At 40.0% G+C, this 25,037-nt stretch carries 11 protein-coding genes; 5 read left to right on the top strand and 6 right to left on the bottom strand.

Annotated elements, in window-relative coordinates; all coding sequences use genetic code 11:
* The first annotated feature begins 504 nt into the window (after positions 1–504).
* Positions 505–3,198 carry a LamG domain-containing protein gene (locus FW778_RS20655; protein WP_150416792.1) on the top strand — a complete coding sequence of 898 codons (2,694 nt, stop codon included), beginning with the start codon at positions 505–507 and terminating at the stop codon, positions 3,196–3,198.
* A 173-nt stretch (positions 3,199–3,371) separates the two neighbouring features.
* Here FW778_RS20655 and FW778_RS20650 read toward each other — a convergent pair whose 3' ends face one another.
* The 6 genes from FW778_RS20650 to FW778_RS20625 all read right to left on the bottom strand — a co-directional run bounded on the left by FW778_RS20650 (position 3,372) and on the right by FW778_RS20625 (position 15,721).
* Positions 3,372–4,994, bottom strand: a complete 1,623-nt coding sequence (locus tag FW778_RS20650; RefSeq protein WP_150416791.1) for a sulfatase family protein — start codon at positions 4,992–4,994, stop codon at positions 3,372–3,374.
* A 317-nt stretch (positions 4,995–5,311) separates the two neighbouring features.
* Complete coding sequence (locus FW778_RS20645; protein WP_202552406.1) at positions 5,312–6,820, bottom strand: SusD/RagB family nutrient-binding outer membrane lipoprotein; 1,509 nt, start codon at positions 6,818–6,820, stop codon at positions 5,312–5,314.
* A 48-nt stretch (positions 6,821–6,868) separates the two neighbouring features.
* The gene (locus FW778_RS20640) at positions 6,869–10,096 is read right to left on the bottom strand and encodes a SusC/RagA family TonB-linked outer membrane protein (protein WP_150416789.1); all 3,228 of its coding nucleotides are present in this window, start codon (positions 10,094–10,096) and stop codon (positions 6,869–6,871) included.
* Between the two features lie 347 nt (positions 10,097–10,443).
* Positions 10,444–12,198, bottom strand: coding sequence for a sialate O-acetylesterase (locus FW778_RS20635; RefSeq protein ID WP_150416788.1), 1,755 nt, complete (start codon positions 12,196–12,198; stop codon positions 10,444–10,446).
* A 284-nt stretch (positions 12,199–12,482) separates the two neighbouring features.
* Positions 12,483–14,834 carry a glycosyl hydrolase family 95 catalytic domain-containing protein gene (locus tag FW778_RS20630; RefSeq protein WP_150416787.1) on the bottom strand — a complete coding sequence of 784 codons (2,352 nt, stop codon included), beginning with the start codon at positions 14,832–14,834 and terminating at the stop codon, positions 12,483–12,485.
* Between the two features lie 11 nt (positions 14,835–14,845).
* Positions 14,846–15,721, bottom strand: a complete 876-nt coding sequence (locus FW778_RS20625; protein ID WP_150416786.1) for a sulfite exporter TauE/SafE family protein — start codon at positions 15,719–15,721, stop codon at positions 14,846–14,848.
* A gap of 294 nt (positions 15,722–16,015) precedes the next feature.
* Here FW778_RS20625 and FW778_RS20620 point away from each other — a divergent pair, with 294 nt between their 5' ends.
* From FW778_RS20620 to FW778_RS20605, 4 genes are all read left to right on the top strand, one after another.
* The gene (locus tag FW778_RS20620; RefSeq protein WP_202552405.1) at positions 16,016–18,922 is read left to right on the top strand and encodes a glycosyl hydrolase 115 family protein; all 2,907 of its coding nucleotides are present in this window, start codon (positions 16,016–16,018) and stop codon (positions 18,920–18,922) included.
* Positions 18,923–18,986: 64 nt separating this feature from the next.
* Positions 18,987–20,588: a hypothetical protein gene (locus FW778_RS20615; protein WP_150416784.1), complete on the top strand. Its 1,602-nt coding sequence runs from the start codon at positions 18,987–18,989 to the stop codon at positions 20,586–20,588.
* Positions 20,589–21,390: 802 nt separating this feature from the next.
* A complete protein-coding gene (locus FW778_RS20610; RefSeq protein ID WP_202552404.1) occupies positions 21,391–22,794 on the top strand; it encodes a 3-keto-disaccharide hydrolase in 1,404 nt (467 codons plus the stop codon).
* A gap of 16 nt (positions 22,795–22,810) precedes the next feature.
* A complete protein-coding gene (locus tag FW778_RS20605) occupies positions 22,811–24,856 on the top strand; it encodes a plastocyanin/azurin family copper-binding protein (protein WP_150416782.1) in 2,046 nt (681 codons plus the stop codon).
* Positions 24,857–25,037 lie beyond the last annotated feature (181 nt).

The raw sequence follows: 25,037 nt of genomic DNA, 5'->3' as shown, positions 1-25,037 counted from the left end.
ATAAATTGCCAAGTATTTAGCTGATATTAACCAATTTTAAATGGGAGGAATCATTGTAAAATCGAAAGTATTACTTTTGAAATAACAGTGAAAGGGAAGGTTCCGTTTACACGAATTATGATGCTACTACAGCCCCCGAGACGATGTAATAAGTGTTAGTGAGTTTTGTCATTGGTGATATTTATTAATAATTATCTCTTTCATTAATGGCCGATATTTGAAACCAGCCTGGAGTTATCCGTTTTGACTGGTACTATCAATAAGAATAAAAAAGAGAATCAATCATAAGTGGCAGATGAAAAGGCGATTCCGGGACTTATTACGATATGAGAGGCGCCTGTTATCCTTTGCCTCAAGAGATCAAAAAATAACGTTTGGTCTCACGATCAGAATTGTCGTCCGGACAAAGTCCTGAATGTTGAAGGTATAGATTCCCTTGGATTAACGGCGGTTACTTGCAGTTAAGCCAACTAACGCAACTTAATCATACAATTTATACTCATCATGCACATCACGAAAGGAACATTTATTTTACCAGAAATCGGTCTAAAAACATTTTTTACAATTCTTGCAGCTGTATTAATTGTCACCGGTGCAACTGGTCAAGTTGATTTTGGCGCCTATTATACGAAAATAAATACGGGACAGAATTGGGAAGCATACTCCCGGACCGGTAGCCGTGCCGATATTATCGTAAAACTTTCTGGCGCAGGAGGCCAAATTGTTTTCTGGAGGGGGAATAGCTATTTACCCTACTGGAAAACAGATCAGGGGCAGTGGAATTTTTCGGAAATTATATCGCGTACCGGGAATGGCACAAGTGAAATGCCCGATAGAGCAAATGTATATTCTCACGCAGAAATTATTCAAAACAGTCCCAAACAAATCATCATTCAATGGCGGTATTTATCACAATTTGCCGAAGGCAATCCTCATAAGGGAGTTAACCCAGATAACTTTGTGGAGGAAACTTTTACAATTGCTCCAGATGGCATGGTAAAACGTGAAGTAAAAACCGGAACAGTAAAAATTGACGAATGGAACGACCCCGCATTTAAAACCACTCAAAAGCTTCAATTAAGAGCAAATGGCATAAGGCAAATTAGTATTAGCGAGCCCAGACATTCATTGAAAGAGATCAGGGTTAAGGGCAACCGGGCAACAGGTCCGGTTGTAGTTCGGCCAAAGATATGGTTCAGTTTTGACGAGGGCCTCGGAGATAATGTTAGTGAAAAAATTCATAAAATAAAAGACGTGGTGCCAGGCAATAAAACACTTTGGAAAAAGGGCATTTCGGGCACATCTCTCGATTTTGATGGTTATAATACGGTAGTATCAATTCCGCCTGTTGGTAGAGCTGTTGCTTCAGGAGAAAGTTTAACCCTTGAAGGATGGATTGCTCTTGGCGCATATCCCTGGAACTGGGCGCCTTTAGTACAACAAGGTGATAATGATGGATATTTTCTGGGTGTAGATAGCCATGGTTACCCCGGGGTTATGATAAAAATTGATACGACGTGGGAAAAATTGAGTGTGCCAAATAAGCCGCCGTATAATGATGCAAATCATCTTGCACTCTTCAGGTGGTACAACCTTGCAGCGAGCTATGATAAAACCCAAGGGGTAATGCGGCTGTTTCTAGATGGAAAAGAAATTGCGAGTAAATCAGTTGGCAAAAGCGGTGTCCGGACTGTCAATACCGACATTCGCATCGGGAAAGCAGGTATAATGAGAACGCCCACTGAAGGAACCCATGATACTTATCCAAGTAATTTTGGAATAGATGGACTAATTGATGAAGTGCAGATATATGATGTAGCATTAAATAATAACCAGATTGCCGAAACTTACAGGAATTTTTTTCCAGGAAAAGCAATTGCCAACTCTCCGGACCTGCAAAAACGTAAATTTCCGGCTCCCTCTACAAACGGAGAATTTAAAGGAGTTTATACGCATCTGCCTTATTATGAAACATGGGAGAATATGTTTCGTTTTGGTAAATTTGCTGACGTTGTTGTGGGGTTTGATAAATTGCCAATAAAGTATGTTTTCTGGAGAGGAGTTAGTTATATTCCCATGATCGTAAATGAATCCGGTCAATGGTTTACAAACCAATTCGATGAAACAGGATTTACAAAAGATGCGCCGGGAGACTGTGAACCTATGTCTGACAAAGGATGCTGGGATTCTCAAGTCAGGATTATAGAGAACACTCCTGCAAGAGTTGTTGTTAACTGGAGATATCGGCAGGCCGATCCCAGTCATCACTGGGCCAATTATGATTCAACAACAGGTTGGGGGGACATATCTGATTGGGATTATTATATTTATCCGGATGGTGTCGCTTGTAAAGTTATGAAATGGTATTCTTCCAAGCCAGAAGAATGGCACGAATGGGACGAACAAATTGCCGTTTTAAGTGAAGGTCAACATCCTGAAAGTGTGCTTAAAAAAACTCCGGTGATGACTTTAGTTGACACTTCTGGCAAGTCTGTAGATTATGACTGGAATCCTAATCCGCCGAAGCCCAACTTTAAAGGCACTTTGATTCAAAAAATAAATTATACTGGAAAATATGATCCCTATAGTATCCAGAATTTTACAGATGGAGACATTTATAAAGGAGAAAGAACATGGTATTCTGTTTTCCCGAGTTGGAACCACTGGCCGACGGCCCAAATTAACTCCTCAGGTAGAAACGCAAGTTTCCCTGACAGAGCCTCCCATAGTTCGATTTCTCATTTGTACTGGAACCTATATAAAGAAAAAGATGGAAAAGCGGCTTACCAGGAAGATATTTTGATGGAAGGAATGACCGATAAGCGCGCTGTCTCACTTACAAACCTTGCAAAGTCGTGGCTGAATGCGCCTTCTGCTGTAAATATCTCGGGAGGTAAAAGCTTTGGATATAACCCGGCCCACCGGGCGTATAGTTTTATCATTAATAATATTCCACTGAAATTTCAAATTGCTGGCAGCAATAAGTGTCCTATGCATAACCTGTGCTTTGAGATAAAAAACTGGAACAGCAGAACGGTAGAAGCAGGTTTGAAGATAAATGGAAATTTAATAAAGCCAGGAGCAAATTTCAGGCAGGGAACCTTTATTGATTCTGATGGTACTTGCACGTTAATTATCTGGGTGCAAATGGATGCCAGTTCTTTGCAAAGCTTTGAGGTTTCAAAAGTCCGCAGCTGACAATATGAAATTTAACCGTCCGTTTAAAAGTTGCATAAATTTTTCACTTTAAATGGATAATGATGAAAAAAAAAGGGTTGTACAGAAACACAAATTGTGAAGGCAATCCGGGAGCATGAATATTGCCGGATGATCAAACAAAATTGTTAATAATAAAAAAAATTAAAACTTTTTTATTTTATTTCTTGCATCCCTTTAGGCTCATATGCCGGGTTATATTCCCCTTTCTCCTTAAATCCCGGCCAGTTACGCATTAAACCAAAACGAGGATAACTGTCAAAAATATCACCATATCCAAGCATGCGGGGGTCACCCTGCTGTGTCAATAACTTTTTTAATTGATCTTTTAAGGCATTTTTTATGACAACATATTCCGGCTTATCAGCAAGGTTCTTAGTGCACCAGGGATCCCTTTTTATATCAAATAGCTGATCGGCAGGGCGTTTCTCAAACCCTTCCTCAAACAGCGCGGGAAACTCATCTTTATATTTTATCATAAATTTCTTCGTAGGGCTTGGATCGTCAATATCCTTGTAACCAATGCCAATAGATTTATTTTCCTTGCTTTTTATCGTACCATCTGCACTCATCGCATTATCAGGTGGCGGGTTACCTGCGGGCCATAGATCAGGCTTAATATTCATAATATATAAAAAGTCTTTTGTCCTTATGGCTCGCGATGGATAACCAAGGTCATCCGGCCTCGCATGAGTATGTCTTTCTCGTCCGGTTAATACATAGGTCCGGTGCGGTCTGTTATTATTATTATTTAAAAGAAGGCTGGTCAGGCTTTTGCCGGTGATACCGTGCATAGTGTCAGTTCCAGCTACTTGTAAAAAAGTCGGCGCCAGATCAATAAGGCTTATCAGGTCGTTACAAATTCTTCCGGCTTTTACTTTTGCGGGCCAGCTTATTGCTAATGGCACGTGTGTCCCATATTCCATGAGGTTGGCTTTTGCCGACGGAAAAGGCATTCCGTTATCTGATGTGACCACGATTATGGTATTTTCAAGTTCCCCTTTCTGGCGCAGGAAATTGATCATTTTACCTAGCTGTTGATCAAACCATTCAATCTCAAGGTCATAATCTGCTATATCGCTTTTCACGACGGTGTCTGATGGAAGAAATTTCGGAACGAAACTTTTCATGATATTTTTACCAGCATTTTTGCCGGAACCTTCCGCATAAGTTCTATGCGGTTCGTACCCTCCATACCAAAAAAAGAAAGGTTCATGATCTTTTTTCTGATTGTAGAAATCAACAAAGTTTTCAAAGTAATCTAAATTGGCAATGTCCTTCGTAGGAGGTTGTAATGTTTTATCGTCGAATTCAGGACCAACAGGATTACGTGTCCAGCCTGCATTTTTCCAGTTACCCGGCGCCCAGGGTTTGCCGGTATAGCCGATCCAATAGCCCGAGTTTTCCAATACATTCGTAAACACCTGGAATTTTTTGGGGAAATAGCTGCTGTGTGTACCCGCTTCTTCCAGTTGCCAGATATTCCTCCCCGTTAAGATCGCAGCCCTCGAAGGACTACACTGAGGCGCCGCAACAAACGCATTGTTAAATAGCACTCCTGACCTGGCTACCTCATCAAAAGCCGGCGTTTTTACCCCGGTTGTCCCATATATTGACGCATAAGGATATGACTGATCATCCGAGATCACAAAAAGAATGTTAGGCCGCTTGTCGGGGGCCCTTTTAACACTTTTATTTTTTTCTTTAAAAGCCACACATATCCCAACGCAAGCGAAGATTACAATGATAGTAAAAATGCAGCGGTGCCTGGTTTTCATAAAGATTTTGTTTAAGTCTGCAATATTGTTTTCCGGTATTGGCAAGTAGTTTACGAAGTCTTTTACCTCAACAAACAAAACCAGCAAAACAGCTTTGCGCCGCTTCCTTTCACTTCACTACAGCTTGCCTGTTTTACCCAATAAATTAATCTTACAATTCAAACAATTTTTGGGTTCGGTACAATAGATGTTTTCTATTGAATCGTTTAGTTTGTATAGATCCAATACACTTTTGTATAATTCATCTTTTGTAGTGTCTAAGAATTTCGCGAAGTTTTATTAATAAATATGGATGTTCATTTTTTGCGACCAGTAGTTTAATGCACGCCTGTTCTTTTATCCCACCACAGTTGGCCTCCCCAAAGGTAGTCTCCTGCTATTTGTGCGGCAAAATACTGTTTAGAATTCACAGAATTCATCAGTTGTTCATTAGCAGGATATGGAACACGGAAAGGTCCCCTGTTATGGCTCGGATAGTAAGAACCTATTGCAGGTAAACACAGTGGAACATCTGTCCTTCTCATTTCAGCCCATGACTCATTCAGCATGAAGCAATGGGCAATATACTTCTGATTCCATATCTTCCACAGTTTTTCCTGGGTGGTTCCACTCCATTTTATTGAATCACTTGCAATATATAAAGCAATTGAATCATCCGGTATTTTTGGAGATCCATCAGCCATAATGGACAACTCTTTCATCGATGCGTAAATCCCCGCTTCATAGGCCTGTTGCGCAGCAGCATCTCCGCCAGGATATAATCCCCTTAAATAAATTTCTGCTTCGTCAAACAACACTTCTGAGTGCCTGTAGTGAATATTAGGGCCTGTGGTGCCATTGACAACATAATAGTTCTTGTTGAAATAGGAGATATCGTTAACTTTAAAATTTGAACTACGGCCAATTCTTGAAGTACCCCTGTATTGACCATCAGAAACTGCAGGTGCAACAAGTCTCATAAGACGTGGATCATCGTAAGCTTTCAATATATCCACAATACGTTGTCCGGCACATTCGAACTCAAGCAGGTTGGCCCAATACCAGAAGCCAATTTGCCAGGTATTGTCGCCGGCGTAAGTGATCTCAGCCCTGTCATCAATAGTCTGAGAGATGGGATAATCAGAGGGATTACCCAGCACTTCTGCAATAATTGATTGGGCTTTAGCTGCATCCACAAATGAAATACGTGTAGCTACCCGCATACGTAAAGAATTACATAGTTTTTGCCATTTATGTACATCTCCGCTGTAGAAGGGCTCCACGGTACCAATCTGGTCAGTGTGTCCTGCTTTAAATATATCTGCGGCTGTTTTTAAGTCATTGATGATTGAATCATATATCGATTTCTGATCATCATATTTAGGACGCAATACGCCGTTTGAAGCTTTCGCTGCTTCGGAATAGGGCATGTCACCCCACTCGTCTGTGGCAATCTGCGTAATTTCGGCCCTGAAAGTAAGCGCAGCAGCCAGCATATTGTAAGCATTGGCTTCTTTAGCTTTGGCAATGATGTCGTTCATATCATTCAGAGTGCTATAATACCCCCCCCAGTCCTCGCTTGTCCAATTCTGATAGGTACTGGAAAGATCTGCAGGGTAGGCAGAATTTCGTTCACCTACATAATTTGTACTAAGGTCAATATTAGTGTTAGAAGGCGCCATAAAACCCTGATCGAAACTGATCATGGCTCCCGCCAGGTGGTTCGCAAGAGGAACTTCCGTCGGAAGGTTGGGGTCCGTGTTGATCTCCGGGAATTTTTTGGTACATGCACTCACCAAAAAGACAAGTGAGACAACAGGTAGTAGGTATATATATTTTTTTTTCATTTGTTTAAATTTTAAATATTTTCTGTGTTGATAATAGCTATCCATAAATTAAAATGAGAAAGTAACTCTTGCTCCAATATTCCTGCACACAGGTACTGTCATTTGCTCATAGCCGAGCCCGACAAGGCTATTCCCGGATGATACTTCCGGATCAATTCCATAAATATTTTGTTTGCTGTGGTGAAGAATCGCAAGATTTCTACCGATTAAGGCTATTCTTACACTATGCACATAATTTCCAAAATTACCCATCTTGCTTACTGGTAAGGTATATCCAAAACTCACTTCGCGTAATTTTACATATGAGCCGTCCACCACCCAGTTTTGCGTTGTCGTGGCAAAATCACTTACCCAGGCGTGACCACTTATATTCTGAGTGTTTGGCTTTCCGTCGCTTTTTCTAAGAGCATTCCAAACAGTTCCTACTTCCCTGAGATTGCCGTCAGCAGTAAACTTAAGTGCTCCGCCGGAACCTCCCCAGCGAATGGTACCTGCAACAAAGTCGCCACCAATCCTGGTATCAAGCAGAACGCGTAAAGAAAAATTCTTATAGGTAAATGTATTGGTCATGCCACCTAACCACTTGGGAGTAATATTACCAATCTCCTGATTCTGAGCTTTGAGTATTCTACCTTTATCGTTAACCAAAATATTTCCGGCAGCATCTTTTAAATATGCATTACCAATAATAGTACCAAATGACTCACCCGGGCGGGCTTGAATTGAAGATGCCCACATTGACGATATCTGGTATGTTTCAAGGTCTTTATAGAGTGAGTTCACGCGGTTTTTGTTTTTCGCATAGTTGATATCCAGATTCCATCTGAAATTACGGGTTTCTATGGGTATTGTATTCAGTATAACCTCAATACCTTTATTTTCAATTTCTCCTGCATTTACCGTTACAGCATTATAACCGGATGAATTTGGAACGGCAACATTGAGAATCTGGTCCTGGTTTTTTGCATCATAGTATGAAACATCAATTCCAATCCTGTTCTTAAAGAATTTGAAATTACCACCGAACTCAACTGATTTGTTAGCTTCAGGTTTCAGCTTCTGGTTAGGTAATGTACCCGGCAGCGTATATAGGCCATTCCCGTTCCACAGTCCGCCTCCGTATGGCTGATAGGTTGGCTGCAGCATAAAAGGACCAGTATCCCTACCTACGTTTGCCCAGCTTCCACGCACCTTGCCATAAGATAATATGTCCGAAGAGATATGAAATGCATCTGTAAATACAAAACTCAAACTGAAGGAGGGATAAAAATAGGACCATGAATTCGACGGAAGTGTTGAGCTCCAGTCGTTACGGCCGGTAACACCCAGGAACAGGTAATCCTTATAAGAAAGATTAAAAGAACCAAACACACTTTGTGTCTCCTTCTTGCTATTGTACTCACTAACTGACTGCACTCCTTTTGCATTAGCAATGGTAAACAGGTCGGGTACTACGAGGTCATTTGCTCCTATAGTTTTCCTGACAACCTTGGCATCCATCACGTTACCACCAACTGTTCCATCAAGCGTGAATTTGCTTCCCAATTTTTTGTTGAATACGGCCAGCAAATCATAGTTTGTCTCTGACTGCATGATATTCGACTCAGAAAATGTGCCATTTATTCCGGAACCATCAGTTGCCCTGAATGTAAGTGACTTGGAAATACTTTTCTGGTTCTGATCATAATAATCTGTTCCTGCACGTCCTCTCAGTGTTAACCAATCTGTTAATTTCAGATCCAGGGATACATTTCCGAAGATTCGGTTTCTATCCTGGCTATTGGTGTTATGCGCCTGCAGGTAAGGATTGGGTGTTTCACCAGTTCCAAAATTATAAGGCATCCCGGATGGCATAATAGTATTCCAGTATTTTTTTAAAGGTACAATATCAACCTGGCGCGGCATGAACGTTACGCCTGATTGGGGACTGTTTGGTGCATCACCATAATAACCCTGTGACGGCATATTATCGCTCCTATTGACTATATAACTTAAGTTAGAACTAAACTTTAACCGATCATTTAATTTTAAATCATTGCTGAAACCGAATGTATTCTTGCGATAATCAGTATTGGGCAAGGTTCCTTTTTCCCTGTTATCATTAAAATATGCTCTCATGGAACCCAGGTCTCCTGATTTTGATAATGCAATAGAATTATCAGCCGTGATGCCGGTTTCATAAAAATCTCTCACATTATTCGGGTGAGAAATCCATGGTGTAGGAATAATGTTACCGTTTGCATCACGCGGACTGGTAAATTGGGGAAGCATAAGGCCAATATCCAATCGCGGACCCCAGCTTGATGGAGTACCATCATTTACGCCGTTTTTTCCATCAACATAACTGTATCCGAACTTCTGGGCATATTCCTGGTAGGTTAAATTTGTACCGTTTCTTTTATTGTAATCATTCCAATACCATTCTTCTCCATTGTTACCTCCGCCATACTTATTTTGATAGTAAGGAAGATAAGGGTCTACATCGGCAGTCACCGCAGAAGAAACCTCAACACCAAAACCTTTTGTTTTTGATCCTCTTTTTGTGGTCACGACAATGACACCATTCGCACCTCTTGATCCGTAAAGCGCCGCAGCATTTGCACCTTTCAAAACAGTGATTGATTCAACGTTGCTGGGGTCAATATCCAAAGCACCATTACCAAAGTCTGCCCCATCATAAGGGTCCTTATTCGATTCAAAATTAATAAAGGGGGTTCCGTCTACTACCCACAGGGGTTGACTATTTGTAAAAGAACTTTCTCCCCTGATCACAATACGGGCAGAACCACCTACGGCGCCGGTAGCATTCGTTACTTGCACACCGGCAACCTTACCTGAGAGTGCATTTACAATATTTTCAGGTTTTACTTCAGATAATTGCTTATTGTCCACGGTCTGAACAGCATACCCCAGCGATCTCTTTTGCTTGGATATTCCTAATGCAGTTACCACTACTTCCCCCAATTCTTTTCCGGAGGCTTCGAGACGAATCCGTAAATTACTTCCCTTTCCGACAACAATAGAATTATTTACATACCCTACCGAACTAATTTCTAACTGCTGGCCGTTGGCAGCTTTTATTGAAAATCTTCCATCTTCGTTTGTGATGGCTGTTTCCTTTGTTTCTTTTATTTGAACCGTAGCAGAAGGAATACCATTCCCGTCAGCATTCAATACAACCCCGGTTATTACCCTTTGTTGTGCGTTGGCCCCGAAAGAAAATAAGAGAAATGCAAGGATTACGGTAGTAAACTGTAATAAGTTAAGTTTTCTCATAAGACTGTATATTTAGTTGGGATAAATTTACGGTGAGTTTTGTTCGTTGGATAAAAACAGATTATCCACTTGTTTACAAAATTTACCCTAAACAGTCCCTTAATGATTCATTCAGGGTTAAAACATAAAGATTTTGTAGAAATAATAAGCGAAAATCAATTTACTCGCAGTTATATACTAGACATCAAAAACATCAATGATAAGGCATGCTCTAAAGAGCATATGGAATAGCTTCAAAAGTATGCGGATATTTTACTGAAGACAATAACGACATACTTTATTTTTGATACCGAAGAAAACTATGATAAAATCATTTTTATTTTTTCTGATAAGCTATGATAAATATTCTATTTCATATCTTTCTCCAGTATTTTTCTAAGTTTAAGCCATTCCACTGCCTGATTGTGCAGGGAATCTGTCTTTTTTCTGTAAGTTTCCAATTCATCTTGTCCAAACGGAGCTTCAGGATAATCCCAGGAATCGGTGCGGAATGAGGGCAAAGGGATTATTCTTTCTCTAAAAGATTCATTAACTGCATTTCCAATAGGGTTTCTGGCCCAGGCATACCTTACTTCTTCCGGCTCCTGCACCAATTCATTCCATATTACAAGCTTCGTTTTATCTTGTATATCATTTCCTGCTTTATCCTTTTCCTTGATAAAATATTTTGCCTGTGCAGGGAAGAAATGACCATCTTTCCCCGCTATCGCAAAACCTTCAAATGGTCTATCATCCGAAGTCTTGATCTCTTTATTGAAGGTTAGTATTATTCTGCCTGATATTCTATCTTTGGCAATACATTCTGCAGGTTCCCAACCCATTTCTAAGTTATACTGCGTTTGTAAAGCCCAACGTGCCATTCTTTCTCCGGCCTCAATCTTTTTTCTGGGGTGATACCAATTTTCCTGTTGATCGTAAATGGCAACAAGGCCTGTATTTTTTGAATGTTTATATGCGTTGAATTGCCCTTCTCGAATATAAGAGGCAGGATCAAACATTTGCGTTTCATAATTATCAAGGGTCTGAGGGGTACCACCTGCACTTAATTCGATTATTCCAAAAGGCAAATTTTCATCATTAAAAGCTTTTCTCCAGTCTTGTATAAGAGCGATAAAATTTTTTGCATAAAGCTGTGGCCTGGAATCTCCTGACAGCGCATTATTATATCCCTGGTTAAATATAATGCCCTTGATGGACAGACCGGCTATTGCTGCTACCATACCATTATAGGAAGAGCCGGGATAATTTCTGTCAAGGGCAGGGTTCTGGTCTGGCTCGGTTGGTTTTGGAACGGGTTCCAAGCCCTGCTTTTTTCTGATCTCAGAACGCCTTTCCCAGTTAGCAATCTTCGATCTCAGATTTTCCTTTGGGTCAAATGATTCAACCTTTTTATTCCATTCGGCAATTAGCTTGTTATCCCCCGGTATTTCATTCAATATTTCTGAAGAAAGCCAGGCTTCGAGCGTAGTTCCTCCGACTGATACGTCGATAAGACCAATGGGAATTTGAGAAGCCATATAGATTCTTCTTCCAAAAATATAACCCATAGCCGAAAAGGTTTTTACGGTTTCAGGTGAACAAACAAACCAATATCCCTTTTTATCATAACGATCTAACCATCCATCATACTCGTTAATCCGCTCAAAATCCTGTTGAGGTTTTTGACTGGCTGCCTTAGGAATGGTCATAAGACGTATATTATTAAAATGGGCGGATGCTACTTCCAGGTCCCCATTGTAGATTCTGTCCAGATCAAACTCCATATTGCTTTGTCCTCCCAATACCCAAACATCACCTACCAGTATATTGGTAAAAACAATACGGTTCTTCTTCCCCTTAATAATAAGATCTTTGGGTTGGTTGTTTGCCTTTAAAGGGTCAAGGTATAAAAACCACTCTCCCTTTTTATTAGTTTCCGTATTTCTTACCTGGGGGCCAAATATAACCTGAACTTTTTCTCCGGGGGAGGCCCAACCCCATATTTTTATTGGTTTGTCGCGTTGTAAAACCATGTTATCTGCAAATATATGGTTGGGTTTCACCTGGGCAGGGAGTACCATTACATTTAATGCGGTTATTATAAGAATCAATAGTTTTTTCATGTGTATATTATTTAGTAAAGAGTTTGAATCTTAAGTTTGAGTTATTTAAAGTATCAAGTTAAAAGAGTAAATTTTTTTAAAGAAATTTTGTAAAAACGGTTACTTATTATTCTGCCTGAGATCCACATCGATTATTAGTCCCTTAGGCTGAATCAATAATATCCAATCTAGTGACGCAAACGGCTATACACTGTCCGGCCATATTTGTAAGTCTTCAATTGCAAAATATGAACTGGAAACTTTTTCAGATAAATGATTTTGACTTTTTTTGCCTAATTGAAAAGCTATTTTAAACCAAAATAATTTATTTTACCTTTATCCAGAGGTTGAGGCTCAATGATGATATCAGGCATTCTATTGCCGGGGTAAAGAATGGCCTCTTCGCCTTTCCTGAGATCAATCGCATAAAAACCCTTACCTAATTCCGTTAATTCATTTCTATTCTGACTGCTGATACCCGGGATACCAGCAATTGAAGGACAGATTTTACATGGTTCTCCTGCCAGGCTTTTTATTTTTACGAATTTTGTGATCCCGTTCTTTCGGCAGGCACTTATCAAAAATGCTCCTTCAGTTCTGAAATTATGGAACGCAACATCTTTCCATTCGTCGGGCAATGCCGGAAAAATCCTTATTTTATTCCCCCAGCTTTGCAACAACATATCCTGAACACATGTATTGTAACTTAATGAAGTCTCAATGCAGGGAGTGGCCAGGTAGTATATTCCGTTTTTACCCAGTTTTTCATCCTCCGTTTCAGTGTACAGGATATCATTCATCCGCTTGAGGGCCAGATCCGCAAGTCCTAATGCGGCGGCAGCCGGTGACGATTGTGATGCTGCCATCTTTGGCATGCTGGAGGATTTAAAGTTTCTTACAGACTTCTCTATTAAGCCTTTGTCAGTATTGTTATCAATATTTTCAAGATAAAGCGGATAGATCATCATAAGGTGGGACATATGCCGGTATTCAAGAGGAGCTGTATTATCACGTCCCAGCATATATCCTCTTTCATCCACAGAATAATCGATTAATAGCTTAAGAATATTTTTCCATTCCGTAATAAGAGGATCATCGATCTTTAATATTCCGCAAATTTCAATCAGCCTTTTGCATCCCCATCTCAACAAAGCTAGATCGAAATTGCAGTCACTAAAATTACCCGACTCAGGTGAAAATGTAGGGGGGAGATGTAATTTGCCGTCATCACCGATATATAACAGGTGTCGATACATATTGATACTTCGGCGCAGCAAAGGAAACAACTTAATCGTTAGCATGTCATTATCCATAGTATAGCGGTAATGAAGCCAGCAGTTATTTAGCAGCCAGGGCAGACAACCAACCATTTCCCTGTATCTTCCATCACCATCCCTTTTCCCTTTAAGATCAAAAGCTGTCGCCAGCGGAAGTAATGCGGAATCAGACTGCCACTCATTCGGAACAACGTTTTCAACAAGGTTACTGTAGTTTCGGTGTAGCGATGCTACCAGTGCCTCTCCCAAGTGGAGTCTGTTAGCAGTGTAAACCGGGAAATGAGCTGTCTGGGTATTAAAGTCATGAGTACTGTAAGGCCAGGGTCCCCCCGAATTCCATAATCCGGCTGTATCGATATATTGGGCATCAGGACGAGTACAACAAGCCAATCGATAAATATTATTCCAATAAAATGTCTGTCCTATACTATCAGGAAATGAAACAAAACTTTCCCTGTAATAATTATGCCACCACGTACGATGATTGACAATCCATTTATCAATATCATTATCAGTTTTTTTACTGGCCCGTTTAATATTACTTATTGCCCGATTGGCCGATACTTTGTCGGGATAACTGTTTTCGATGCTCACCAGCAAAGTCTTTTTATTGGTCTTCACTTTTTTCTCTTTCCATGCAGTAGCATAATTACCACCTGATGATAAATCCTGCACTCCCACACAAATATCATCATGGTTTTCAACTCTGTGTTCAGGATTTTCGTACTTTTTGTATGGCGCATAGGATTGCCCATATCTTTTTTCATCAGCATCACCACCTCTTGAAGTTTTGGCTTCAAATGGATGCCATTCCCATCCGGATAACTCTTCCTTTCCTGATACTTCAATTTCTGTAAAAATTACATCGTCGTGCCTGTGAGTCAAATGTCGAATGTTAAGGCTTCCGATACTGGTGTTTATTTTTCCTTTAAGTTCGGCATTGTATATGTCCTGCCTGAGATCACAATCGATTATTATTCCTTTGGGTTGAATCGAAAAATACCCAATCTGGTAACGGGGACGGCTATACGCTGTCCACCCATAATGGTAATCATTATGGTCATGCACATCTGACCTGAAAACCTGGAGGCGCAGGCAATTATTTTCTACCCATGTCATAGATCCAATAATTCCATTTCCAAAATGAGGTGCCTCAGTCATATCTCCTGGTAGTTTCTTCCATAAAAGGTCATGATCTTTCATCATCCTTTGCCAGTCAACATTTATTTTAATATCAGTATACCCGGGTAAATTAGCGGACCTTGATGGTATATTTTTGTCGGAACCGGTCAATACCGAAGATTCAGGAATTAGGAATGCACCTGCAGTAATAGCCGCTGATTTTTTTATAAATAATCTTCTTCCGCAGTTATTATTCATATTAGAATTTTTCAACCATTGATATTAAATTTTTCCCACTTGAAGGCAGCCCGCAGCATCATCATCGAAGTGAAGACAATAACTCCAAAGACAACCCATTTTAGAATATCCAAAGGCAACGACTTAACAATAAATACCGCAATCAGCACGGCGACGGTACCGGCAAAAGCCATACTGAAAGACGCTTTCCTGTTGTAAGCTCCTTCCTTTATAAATCTGGCCGATGCAGGCGGCATAAGAAAAGCGCAGGACCCCATCATAATCGGAAAAGCAACCTTCGGCGACATTCCGAGCGCAAATACCAGGGCCATGCATGGAGCAAACAATCCAATACCAGCAGTATTCATAGCCCCCAGAATACAATTCACTATTAACGCGATAAGCAATTTCCACCCTGTCAAACCAATTTCATCACCGCTACCCTGTATCCATCCCAGCCTGTTTGCTAACATGAAAAAAGCCGCTATCAAAAGTGCAATTCCAATGGTGATCCTAACTTTCCTAACTGGAAGCTTTGAAACGATACCGGCACCAAAAACGCCACCAATCGTTGCTGATAATAACATTAAGATCAATGTGAGCGGGTCAACTTCAATTATTTTGATGAATATGATCGCCTCAACTAATGCCGGAATCGTGTTAGAAACATTTAGCGTTCCTGGCATAACTCTGTCTTCAGTTTGCTTCGTAAATTTTAATAAGGCAATTTGAGGGGCGAAAGCGCCAATACCGAGAGCATCAAAAAAATCAACTACAAAACCTATGATTGAAGTTTTTAACCAGCTTGATTTCTCAAGGTTTTCTCTATGTCTTACAAAATCCCGGGTCAATATTATGGTGAACCAGATTGCAAGAGCGATAAGTAATATCAAAATAATAGTAATCAAGATAAAATTCTATAATTGAAAGTGTTTACGAATTTGAGGCACTAAATAATTTTTAAATATTAATAGAGAAACATATACCATTTATGATTAAACCAAAAAAGCAATTAGTGAATATTATCTAAAAATATGTCAGATATCAGCTGAAAATGATCAAAATTTATCATTTTTTAAATTTATTTTATCTATTAATGGGATTGTATGTCTTCTTGCCAGCTTGAATACCTTAAATTCAAATTTAATTTAGTTAACAGGTAATCGAATATGATCCAAATACCGCAGAAAATAGAGAAATCGATGAAGAAGTTATTATTACCCCTGATATTTTTAATATGTGTTGACTGTTTGATGGGACAGTCGGTGCATTCTATTAATAATCTTGTGGAAGTGAAAGGTACGGCTAGAGACTTTCCGCTCTTTAAGAAAGGAATTGTTGCGAACATACTGGTTGATCCTGGAGATGACAAAACGGTCTTACTTGTTGCCGGGTTATTTTCTGATGATGTAAATCGGGTAACTGGTTTCAGGCCGACTTTCAGAAACAGTCTCAATGAAGTTTCAAAAAATATTGTAATTGCAGGCAGCATTCAAAAAAACCGGTTTATTAAGGAGTTGATAGCAAGCCATAAAATTGATGTTACTGAAGTAAATAACAAATGGGAGAGCTGCCTGATCCAGGTTGTTGATAAGCCGTTTAAAGGTATCGACAAGGCCCTCGTAATTGCAGGCAGCGACAGAAGAGGGACGGCTTATGGATTATTAGAAATTTCAAAACAGATGGGCGTTTCACCATGGTATTATTTTGCAGATGTACCGGTTAAAAGGCACAGAGAGTTAATGATAAAACCAGGAATGTATATCATGAATTCACCTTCCGTAAAATACAGGGGGATATTTATTAATGATGAAATATGGGGAATCAGGCCCTGGTCGGAAAAAACTCTGGCACAAAAGGATAGCACCGGGCTTGGTCCAACAACTTACAGAAAGATCTTTGAACTTTTATTGCGACTGAAGGCAAATTATCTCTGGCCTGCAATGCAACAGGACACAAGACCGTTTAACAGTTTCATTGAAAATAAAATAGTTGCTGATTCATTTGCCATTGTAATGGGTTCATCGCACATTGAACCGATGCTACGGAATAATATGAGAGGTGCCGAATGGGATTCTGCCTACCCGGGAGAGCCTTTTAATTATGTGACCAACAGGGAGCATATTTATAAATACTGGGAAGAAAGGGTAAAAGAAAACGGGAAATATGAAAACATTTATACACTGGGAAAGAGGGGGCAGGATGACGAACCTGGAAAAGAGGTAACAGTACCGGTACTGGAACAGGTTATTTCAGATCAAAGAAATATTTTAAGAAAATGGGTAAATAACGATGTCACTAAGGTACCGCAAATCCTGATCCCCTATACCGAAGTCCTGAACTTATATAATAAAGGATTGAAAGTACCGGACGATGTCACTATCTGCTGGCCTGATGATAATTTTGGAAATATCCGGCAGCTACCAGATAAAAAAGAGCAACAAAGATCAGGTGGATCTGGTATTTATTATCATTTCCAGTGGCTTAATGGAGCAACCACAGCATACCCCTGGCTCTATACAACTTCGCTTGGCTTAACCTGGTCGGAAATGAAAAAGGCTTATGATTATAATGCAAGGAAACTGTGGATTGTGAATGTCGGAGATATTAAGCCCTACGAAATTGGAATTGAATTTTTCATGCAGATGGCATGGAACGTTTCGGACTTCAGCAAGAGCGATCCGAGAGGATTCCTAATAGATTGGGCAACCCGGGACTTTGGGGCGAAATATGCTCCACGAATCGCGGATATCATGGAAGAACACTATAATCTTGCCTATGCCCGCAGACCAGAGCACATGGTAATGTTTGCAAAGGGTGTCAAAAGCTGGGAGTGGTTCAGTATTCAAAACTATAATGACGAAGCGCAGCGAAGAGTTGATGAATACGGAAAATTAATGAAGGAAGTTGATGAAGTTTATGAATCACTCCCCGTGGATAAAAAAGACGCTTTTTACGAGATGGTGCTTTATGATGTTAAATGTACAGCTCTCCAAAATATAAAGGATATTTATGCACAGAAGAGTCACACTTATGGTGAACAAAAAAGGTCTTGTGCTGACACCTATGCCTTATTGGCAAAACAAGCGGATCGGCAAATTCATGAAGTAATAGACCATTACAACAAAGAACTTTTAACGGTTGGAAGTAAATGGAATTATATGGCTTCTCTACCGGGTCCTTGGGGTGCTCAATGGCATCAATGGGATATGCCGCCACTTAGTGATTTTTCCGGGTCAGGCCCTGCCACACTGAACCTTGCTACAGAAGGTGGAAATGCAAAAGAATTGCCAGGTTTTAGCGAATATAACCGGGATAAACGATTTATTGACTTGTATAATTCGGGCACAGGAAAAATAAAGTGGCAAAGTACCGTATCAGATAATTGGATCATTCTTAGTTCAAAGGCCGGGAACTTTGATCACGAAAAAAGGATTTGGGTAACGATTAACTGGGATAAAGTGCCAAAAGGCAGGAATATAAAAGGATTCATTAAAATAACCGGGCCAGGTAATGAATTTGCGGTGGATGTTTCTGTTTTTAATCCTCAGTCCCCTATTCGGTCCAAAGTAAATGGCCATATTGAAAGTAATGGTTATGTGTCTATAGAAGCCGAACATTATACCAAAAAAATAGATAAAAACGGGGCGCGGTGGAGTGTAATCAATGGTTTGGGAAGAAATGGGAAGTCAGTTACGGTTCTGCCCTCCACCGTGCCCTGCAACGCAAATACAGCTGATATTCTTGAGAAATCTCCCGTCCTTGAATACAAAATTTATTTTTTTTCAACTGATTCTGTCACATCGACATTCTATTGTACACCATCGTTTCCCATAAATTCAAATTACGGCAGCAGAATCGGAGTTGCTTTTGATGATGACCCTCCCAAGATCATTACAAATCAAAAAGGAAACCGGGATGTGATTGCTAACCTCATGACAATGACTGCTAAAGATTTGATTAAAGTGGAAGGTCAACATACTCTTAAGATATGGATGGTTGATCCTGGAATTGTGATTGATAAACTTGTAATAAATACAGGTGGCGTTAAGGATTCATACCTTGGCCCCCCGGAATCTTATTTTAAGAATGGAAAAACTATTCGGTAAAAAACCAAAAAGAACATGCACAATGCATCCGGAATCTAATTAAATTATTCTAATTAATTGTATCATGAAAAAATTAGCATTTATAATAAGTGTGTTTCTGAGTTTGAATTGTTTGCCAGGGCTTGGCCAGAACAATGAAAATAAAATAACGGTGGGATCCGATGGATTACATGGCTACATCAGTTTTAGTTCGACAAAACCGCCGGCAGGTTTCGGGGCAGGAATAAGCTTTTATTCTGCCGTTTGGCCACTGGTGCATAAGCCGTATGCAGACTTTCAAATAGGATTACCGGGTACCTGGGTCATTCCGGAGAACAATGATGTCAATTTTCCACTTTGCCCGGTAGGAACTCTTGCACGGGATAATTGGCCAAAACGAGCTCCCACGTGGGGAAGTGTATTTGAAACTATTGAAGGAGGATTGGGTTATTGGGCTGGAAACAGATTTCGTTACGGACCTCCTAAGTTTAGTATGAATGGTACACCAAATTGTTATGATCTCGAAATTGCGTCTCCCGGATGGTCATTTTTCTATAGTGCCACGGCGCTTCCAGATAATAAAATGGGAATAGCCCAGCTAAGCAACCGTATTCTTGTTCCCCCGGATGGATTTACTTTCATAAATAATCCCGATGGTAAATTTTTAGGTTATGCATGGATGTCTTTAAGTTTTATGGACGCTAAACCAGGTCCTCCACCCACCGGAGATCAAAGCTGGACGCTATTTTTAAATTCATCAAATTTCAAAGGTCCGGTGGCGTATTATATACCTGAAACCTGGAGTAAAATCTCAAAAGACTATCATGCAGATTACGGGCGCGGACTCGATGCAAGGCCCGGTGTAATGGGCGGTGGTGCCATGGAGATCAATACCGTTCCCAGAATGGATGAAAAACGCTCAGGTGATACGGTATTTTATAAAATCCCCCAGCTATTTTTCCACGTAGATAACCAGGGAAGAAGCGTGCTGGTAAGAGACGTAAAATACTATTCAAAAGATGCGCTTTATAATTCTTTTAAAGGGTGGAAAGATGATAAAAATGAATGCAGTGGGTCCTTTAATAAAAATGGAACATGGGAACCGGTGCTAACTACCAAAATGCCGGTGTTTGATCAAAAGGGAATAAAGTTATCCGGCATGGAAACTACTTTTACGACAAAAATATTTTCTGATAACGTTTTTGGGATGCAATGGAAAAATAATCCGCTAACAAAAGAAGGGGAGTTTCCTCAATATTTTATGCAGGTAGGTAATGGACCAAGAGAGCCTGTTTCAGCATCAATAGTTCCAGCTGAATTGAAAAAAAGCGAATTCAAATTAGCTGAATGGGGCGCCCCTTATACATCTCCTGATTCAGGATCGTGGATAAATCCCGGGCCTGCAACAAAACCCATTAATGTTGTTTTAGCTGATGGTTCAACCGTTACTTATTGCTGGTATCGTTTTATCGATCAGCCATCATTGCAACAATTTCACTGGAGTAAAGAAGAAAAAGAAAAACTCCAGGCCTTTGTAGAAAAAATACAGCGCCAGTGGCTAATCAACAAAAATTATATGGCACCGCCAAAAGAAGGGGAATTAGTTTCGTTAGATCCAGCATTGATCGTTCAGCCTCCACCAGGGCTTGAAATTGGATTTGTTCCCATTGTAATTGGTCAGAAATAGAATTTCAAGGAATTCCACGTCCCTTTTTTTGAATCATTGCATTTTGCGCTACTAATGCAGGAATAAATTTCACTTTTGGTAGCAACATACTGTGCGATGGCTGAAATAAGTTTATCCTTTTGGCACGTCCCATGATGAGATATGCCGGTATTATTTCTTGACCAATATATTTTTTGTATTAAAAAAATAATGGAACGATCAAGCAAGTTTGTTCAAAAATAAATTAATAATGTAGTGCGGATTTTCCTGATCTGCATGACATAAAATGTTCGTAATAATCATACGCTGCAGCCCTTACAAGTGAATAAACTTATCCTTCTCTTGCAGTTCCCTATCCGGTAATTATTGTTAATTATTTGGTAATCGGTTGCTATTCCGGCAGAGAAACTTAGCATACATTTGTCACTATAGAATTGATAAGTTGATAAGCCCATAAAACAACAGGAGTGAAAGCCGTCCGTAATAAAATAGAAGTTCACCAAAAAAGGCATCAGGATATAGATGAAATAAACGATTGGATGAAAAATACCTCTTGCACTTAAGCGAAAATTTGTTTGAATGGAAGATGAGGGTCATTTTTAAAATTCCGATTTATAAAAGAAAAGTGAACCACGGAAATCTATTTTGCTGGCATTAATGGTCAATTGAAAAGACATAGTGGGACTTATGCTTACAGCTAAAATTCCCGATTTAAAAAACATTTTTTTAAAAGGCCTTTTGCTATATCATCTCGGCCCCTTATCTAATTTCGAAATAAAGGAAAGACATATATATGTACAAGTTGAAAATTAAGAAATGCTTTTTGTTGACAATTTTTTTATTTCTCGGTAAAGTCTACGGGCAAAGCCAGGAATCTTTCAAAAATGTTTCATTGAATAACCTTGATGCATTTCTTGATCCGCCTAAAAATTGGATTATTTCCGGGGATGCAGTGGCTGATTACACAAAAACACACGACCTGCAATCGATACAAGGCACCGGTGTGGTAGTGGATGACTTTGCTAAAAATAACCAGATGCATCTTTACACCAAAGAAAAATTTGGAGACCTTGAATTGAAACTGGATTTTATGATGGCGAAAAATTCCAATTCGGGGGTATATCTGCAGGGGCGGTACGAGATTCAATTACTGGATAGCTGGACAAAGATCAATCCTACGGCTTATGATGAAGGGGCGATCTATCCAAGGAGGGATCAGCAGCGTGGAAGTTTTGAAGGAGTTCCGCCAATGATGAATGTTGCGCGTGCGCCAGGGTTATGGCAGCATTTGGATATAAAATTTCGTGCACCACAGTTTGATAAAAATGGAAATAAAATAAAAGACGCACGTTTTGAAGAAGTTTATTTAAACGGAGTTCTTATACAGGAAGGGGCTAACGTTACAGGCCCAACCACTTCAGGTATGTTTACTGATGAAGAAGCTACGGGCCCCGTGGTATTACAGGGCGATCATGGACCCGTCGCTTTTAAAAATATACAATACCGCAAGTTATCTTCTGTTAACGACAACGTGGAAGGTGATAATAATGCTACCAACCGGCGGCCAAAAAATCCGGTTTATATAAATCCACAAACGAAAAATTATGTGCTGCGAAGTTTTATGAAGTATGGAGACAAAAAGCTTACACATATGATTTCAATTGGCAGCCCATCGCAAGTGAATTTTGCTTACGACCTGAAACAAGGAGCGATTTTTAAAATATGGAGAGGACAATTTCTGGACGTTACAGACATGTGGGTAGGCAGAGGAGAGTCACAACTTGCATCGCCTTTAGGAAGTGTCATTATCCTCAATGATGCACCCGCAGTTGCCATATTACATGATGAAAATGCCCCCTGGCCCGATTCTGTATCTTTCGATGATTTGCAAGATCATGGTTATGTGCTGAATAAGGAAAGAAATCCCACATTTCTCTATACTATTAAAGGTATCGACGTAAAAGACAGCATAGTTTGTGAGGCAAATGGACAAGGTATTTTACGCAAAATTTCTATTACTAATCCTCCGGAAAATGTATACTGCAGGATCATTAATGGAAAAGATATCACCCGGCTTGGAGAAGATTTATATTCAGTTAATGATAAAATGTTTTATATCCGTATTGATAATAAATACGCCCCCATCATTCGAAATTCCCCTAACGGGAAGGAGATTATCGTGAAGATTAATGGGGAGCAACCGGTTGAGTATTCATTTATTTGGTAATTAATATAATTAGTTTATGTCTTTTACAAGAAACAGGATTTTCATAATTGTCTTTTTGCAAATTATTTTTAGTTTCTTACTAAATACAGTATTTGCACAAAAAGAAAATACGGATACAGCAAAAATCCAAAAGGAAGAAGATTTTTATAAAATTTATTCTGTGCCCATCCCTGAAGGTGTTCTTCTTGAAGTAGGAGGAATGACTTTTATGCCTGATGATGAGTTGGCTGTTTGCACCCGCCGGGGAGAGGTTTGGATGATTTCTAATCCGTACATGAAGAATGGATCTTTACCTCGTTATCGGCTATTTGCACAAGGCCTGCATGAACCTCTTGGGATAAATTACATCAACGGCGAACTATACGTCACCCAACGGTCAGAAATTACAAGATTGCGTGACCTGGACCACGATGGCGAAGCGGATGAATATAAAACCATTTATTCATGGCCTTTAGCAGGTAACTATCATGAATATGCTTTTGGTCCCATATTGGATAAAGAAGGTAATTTGGTCGTTACATTAAACCTTGCATGGACAAATAAGATGGAAAGTCTCTCCCCATGGCATGGATGGATGTTGAAGATAACCCCGGATGGCCGTATGAAACCTTTTGCAGCTGGTATGCGTTCACCGGCAGCATTTGCATTGAATAATAAAGGAGATATTTTTTATGCCGAGAACCAGGGTGAATGGGTAGGTTCGGGCCATATTACTGAAATAAATGAAGGTGATTTCCTGGGCAATCCAGCCAGCTTACGATGGGCAGGGCTTCCCGGCTCTCCGGTGAAACTGCGCATTAAGGATATTCCCGATGATGGTGAGCCAAAATATGATGTAGCAAAAAGAGTCCCCGGTTTGAAAAGTCCGTCTGTGTGGTTTCCTCAATCCATTCTCGGCGTTTCAACCTCCGGGATATTAAGTTATGAAGATAAAGGGGAAATGGGGCCTTTCGAAGGACAGTTATTTGTAGGCGACCAGGGACAAAGTAAGATCATGCGTGTATATTTGGAAAAGATAAAAGGCGTTTACCAGGGAATTTCTTTTCCCTTCCGTGAAGGTTTTAGCTCCGGCGTTTTACGACTAAACTGGGGTTCCGATGGAAGTATGTTTGTTGGTATGACCGCCAGGGGCTGGGGCTCTACCGGTGGGGAACTTTATGGCTTGCAAAAGTTAGTTTGGAATGGAAAAATTCCTTTTGAAATGAAAACGGTGCAAGCAAAGCCCGATGGTTTTGAAATTGAATTTACTCTGCCTGTCGACAGGAATAGGGCATCGGATGTTCACTCTTATGAGATCACAAGCTTTACTTATAAATATGGCCACGAATATGGAAGCCCTGTAATAAACGAAGGCAATTGCCCTATAAAGGCAATTGTTGTATCGCCTGATGGTTTGAAAGTAAGGCTGGTTGTAGATAGCTTAAGGCTGGGTTACATTCATGAAATAAAAGCTTCAGGTATACGGTCAACAGAAAATTACGCTTTGGTGCATGACTTTGGATATTATACCCTTAATAATTTCCCCGACGGTGACAAGCTTACGATTACCAGTGAAAATAAAGTAAATAGGATGGCAATGATGCATCATGCTGCTATGCTGAACAATGAAGGAAAAAGTCTATCGTCAATAAAGAAAACGGTTACAATTAAGCATCTTACAAAACAGCCGTCAGATTGGAAAAAAGGGCCCGATCAAATTATTGCGCTAAATCCTGTTCCGGGATTAAAATACAACATCAACTCTGTCACCGTGAAAGCCGGGGCAAAGATTAAACTCATTTTCAGAAACTCGGATGATATGCTGCACAATGTGGTAATCACCGTGCCGGGTTCAGCCGATATTGTAGGTAAAATGGCATTGGAAATGGGATTGAAGGGACAAAGGCTGAGTTTTGTGCCAGCTACTTCAAGAGTATTGTATCATACTTTATTATTGCAACCCGGTAAATCGGAATCTATTTATTTCACTGCACCTTCAAAACCCGGAGACTATCCTTACATATGCACTTATCCGGGACATTATCTTCTTATGAGAGGGATTATGAAGGTGGTGGGTAAATAATAATCGAGTTTAAATGGTTTTAAAGCGCTTTGGACTGCAATGTCAAAGGCAATGTGGACAAAAATGGTTGGTGATTTTGTTGATTTGAGTAATGAACTTTGCTTATCAACTTGAAGAGGAATCAGGCTCTGCTGAAGAGCAACCTGCCAGTAATAAAGTTGATGCTAAACGATAAAAAGGA

Source organism: Ginsengibacter hankyongi (genome assembly GCF_008710285.1).
Classification (GTDB): Bacteria; Bacteroidota; Bacteroidia; order Chitinophagales; family Chitinophagaceae; genus Ginsengibacter; species Ginsengibacter hankyongi.
This window is presented reverse-complemented; position numbering and strand designations above follow the sequence as displayed.

Bases quoted from the DNA above. Each gene is read 5' to 3' on its own strand.
- FW778_RS20655 (WP_150416792.1), top strand. From the start codon at position 505: ATGCACATCACGAAAGGAACATTTATTTTACCAGAAATCGGTCTAAAA.
- FW778_RS20650 (WP_150416791.1), bottom strand. From the start codon at position 4,994: ATGAAAACCAGGCACCGCTGCATTTTTACTATCATTGTAATCTTCGCT.
- FW778_RS20645 (WP_202552406.1), bottom strand. From the start codon at position 6,820: ATGAAAAAAAAATATATATACCTACTACCTGTTGTCTCACTTGTCTTT.
- FW778_RS20640 (WP_150416789.1), bottom strand. From the start codon at position 10,096: ATGAGAAAACTTAACTTATTACAGTTTACTACCGTAATCCTTGCATTT.
- FW778_RS20635 (WP_150416788.1), bottom strand. From the start codon at position 12,198: ATGAAAAAACTATTGATTCTTATAATAACCGCATTAAATGTAATGGTA.
- FW778_RS20630 (WP_150416787.1), bottom strand. From the start codon at position 14,834: ATGAATAATAACTGCGGAAGAAGATTATTTATAAAAAAATCAGCGGCT.
- FW778_RS20620 (WP_202552405.1), top strand. From the start codon at position 16,016: ATGAAGAAGTTATTATTACCCCTGATATTTTTAATATGTGTTGACTGT.
- FW778_RS20615 (WP_150416784.1), top strand. From the start codon at position 18,987: ATGAAAAAATTAGCATTTATAATAAGTGTGTTTCTGAGTTTGAATTGT.
- FW778_RS20605 (WP_150416782.1), top strand. From the start codon at position 22,811: ATGTCTTTTACAAGAAACAGGATTTTCATAATTGTCTTTTTGCAAATT.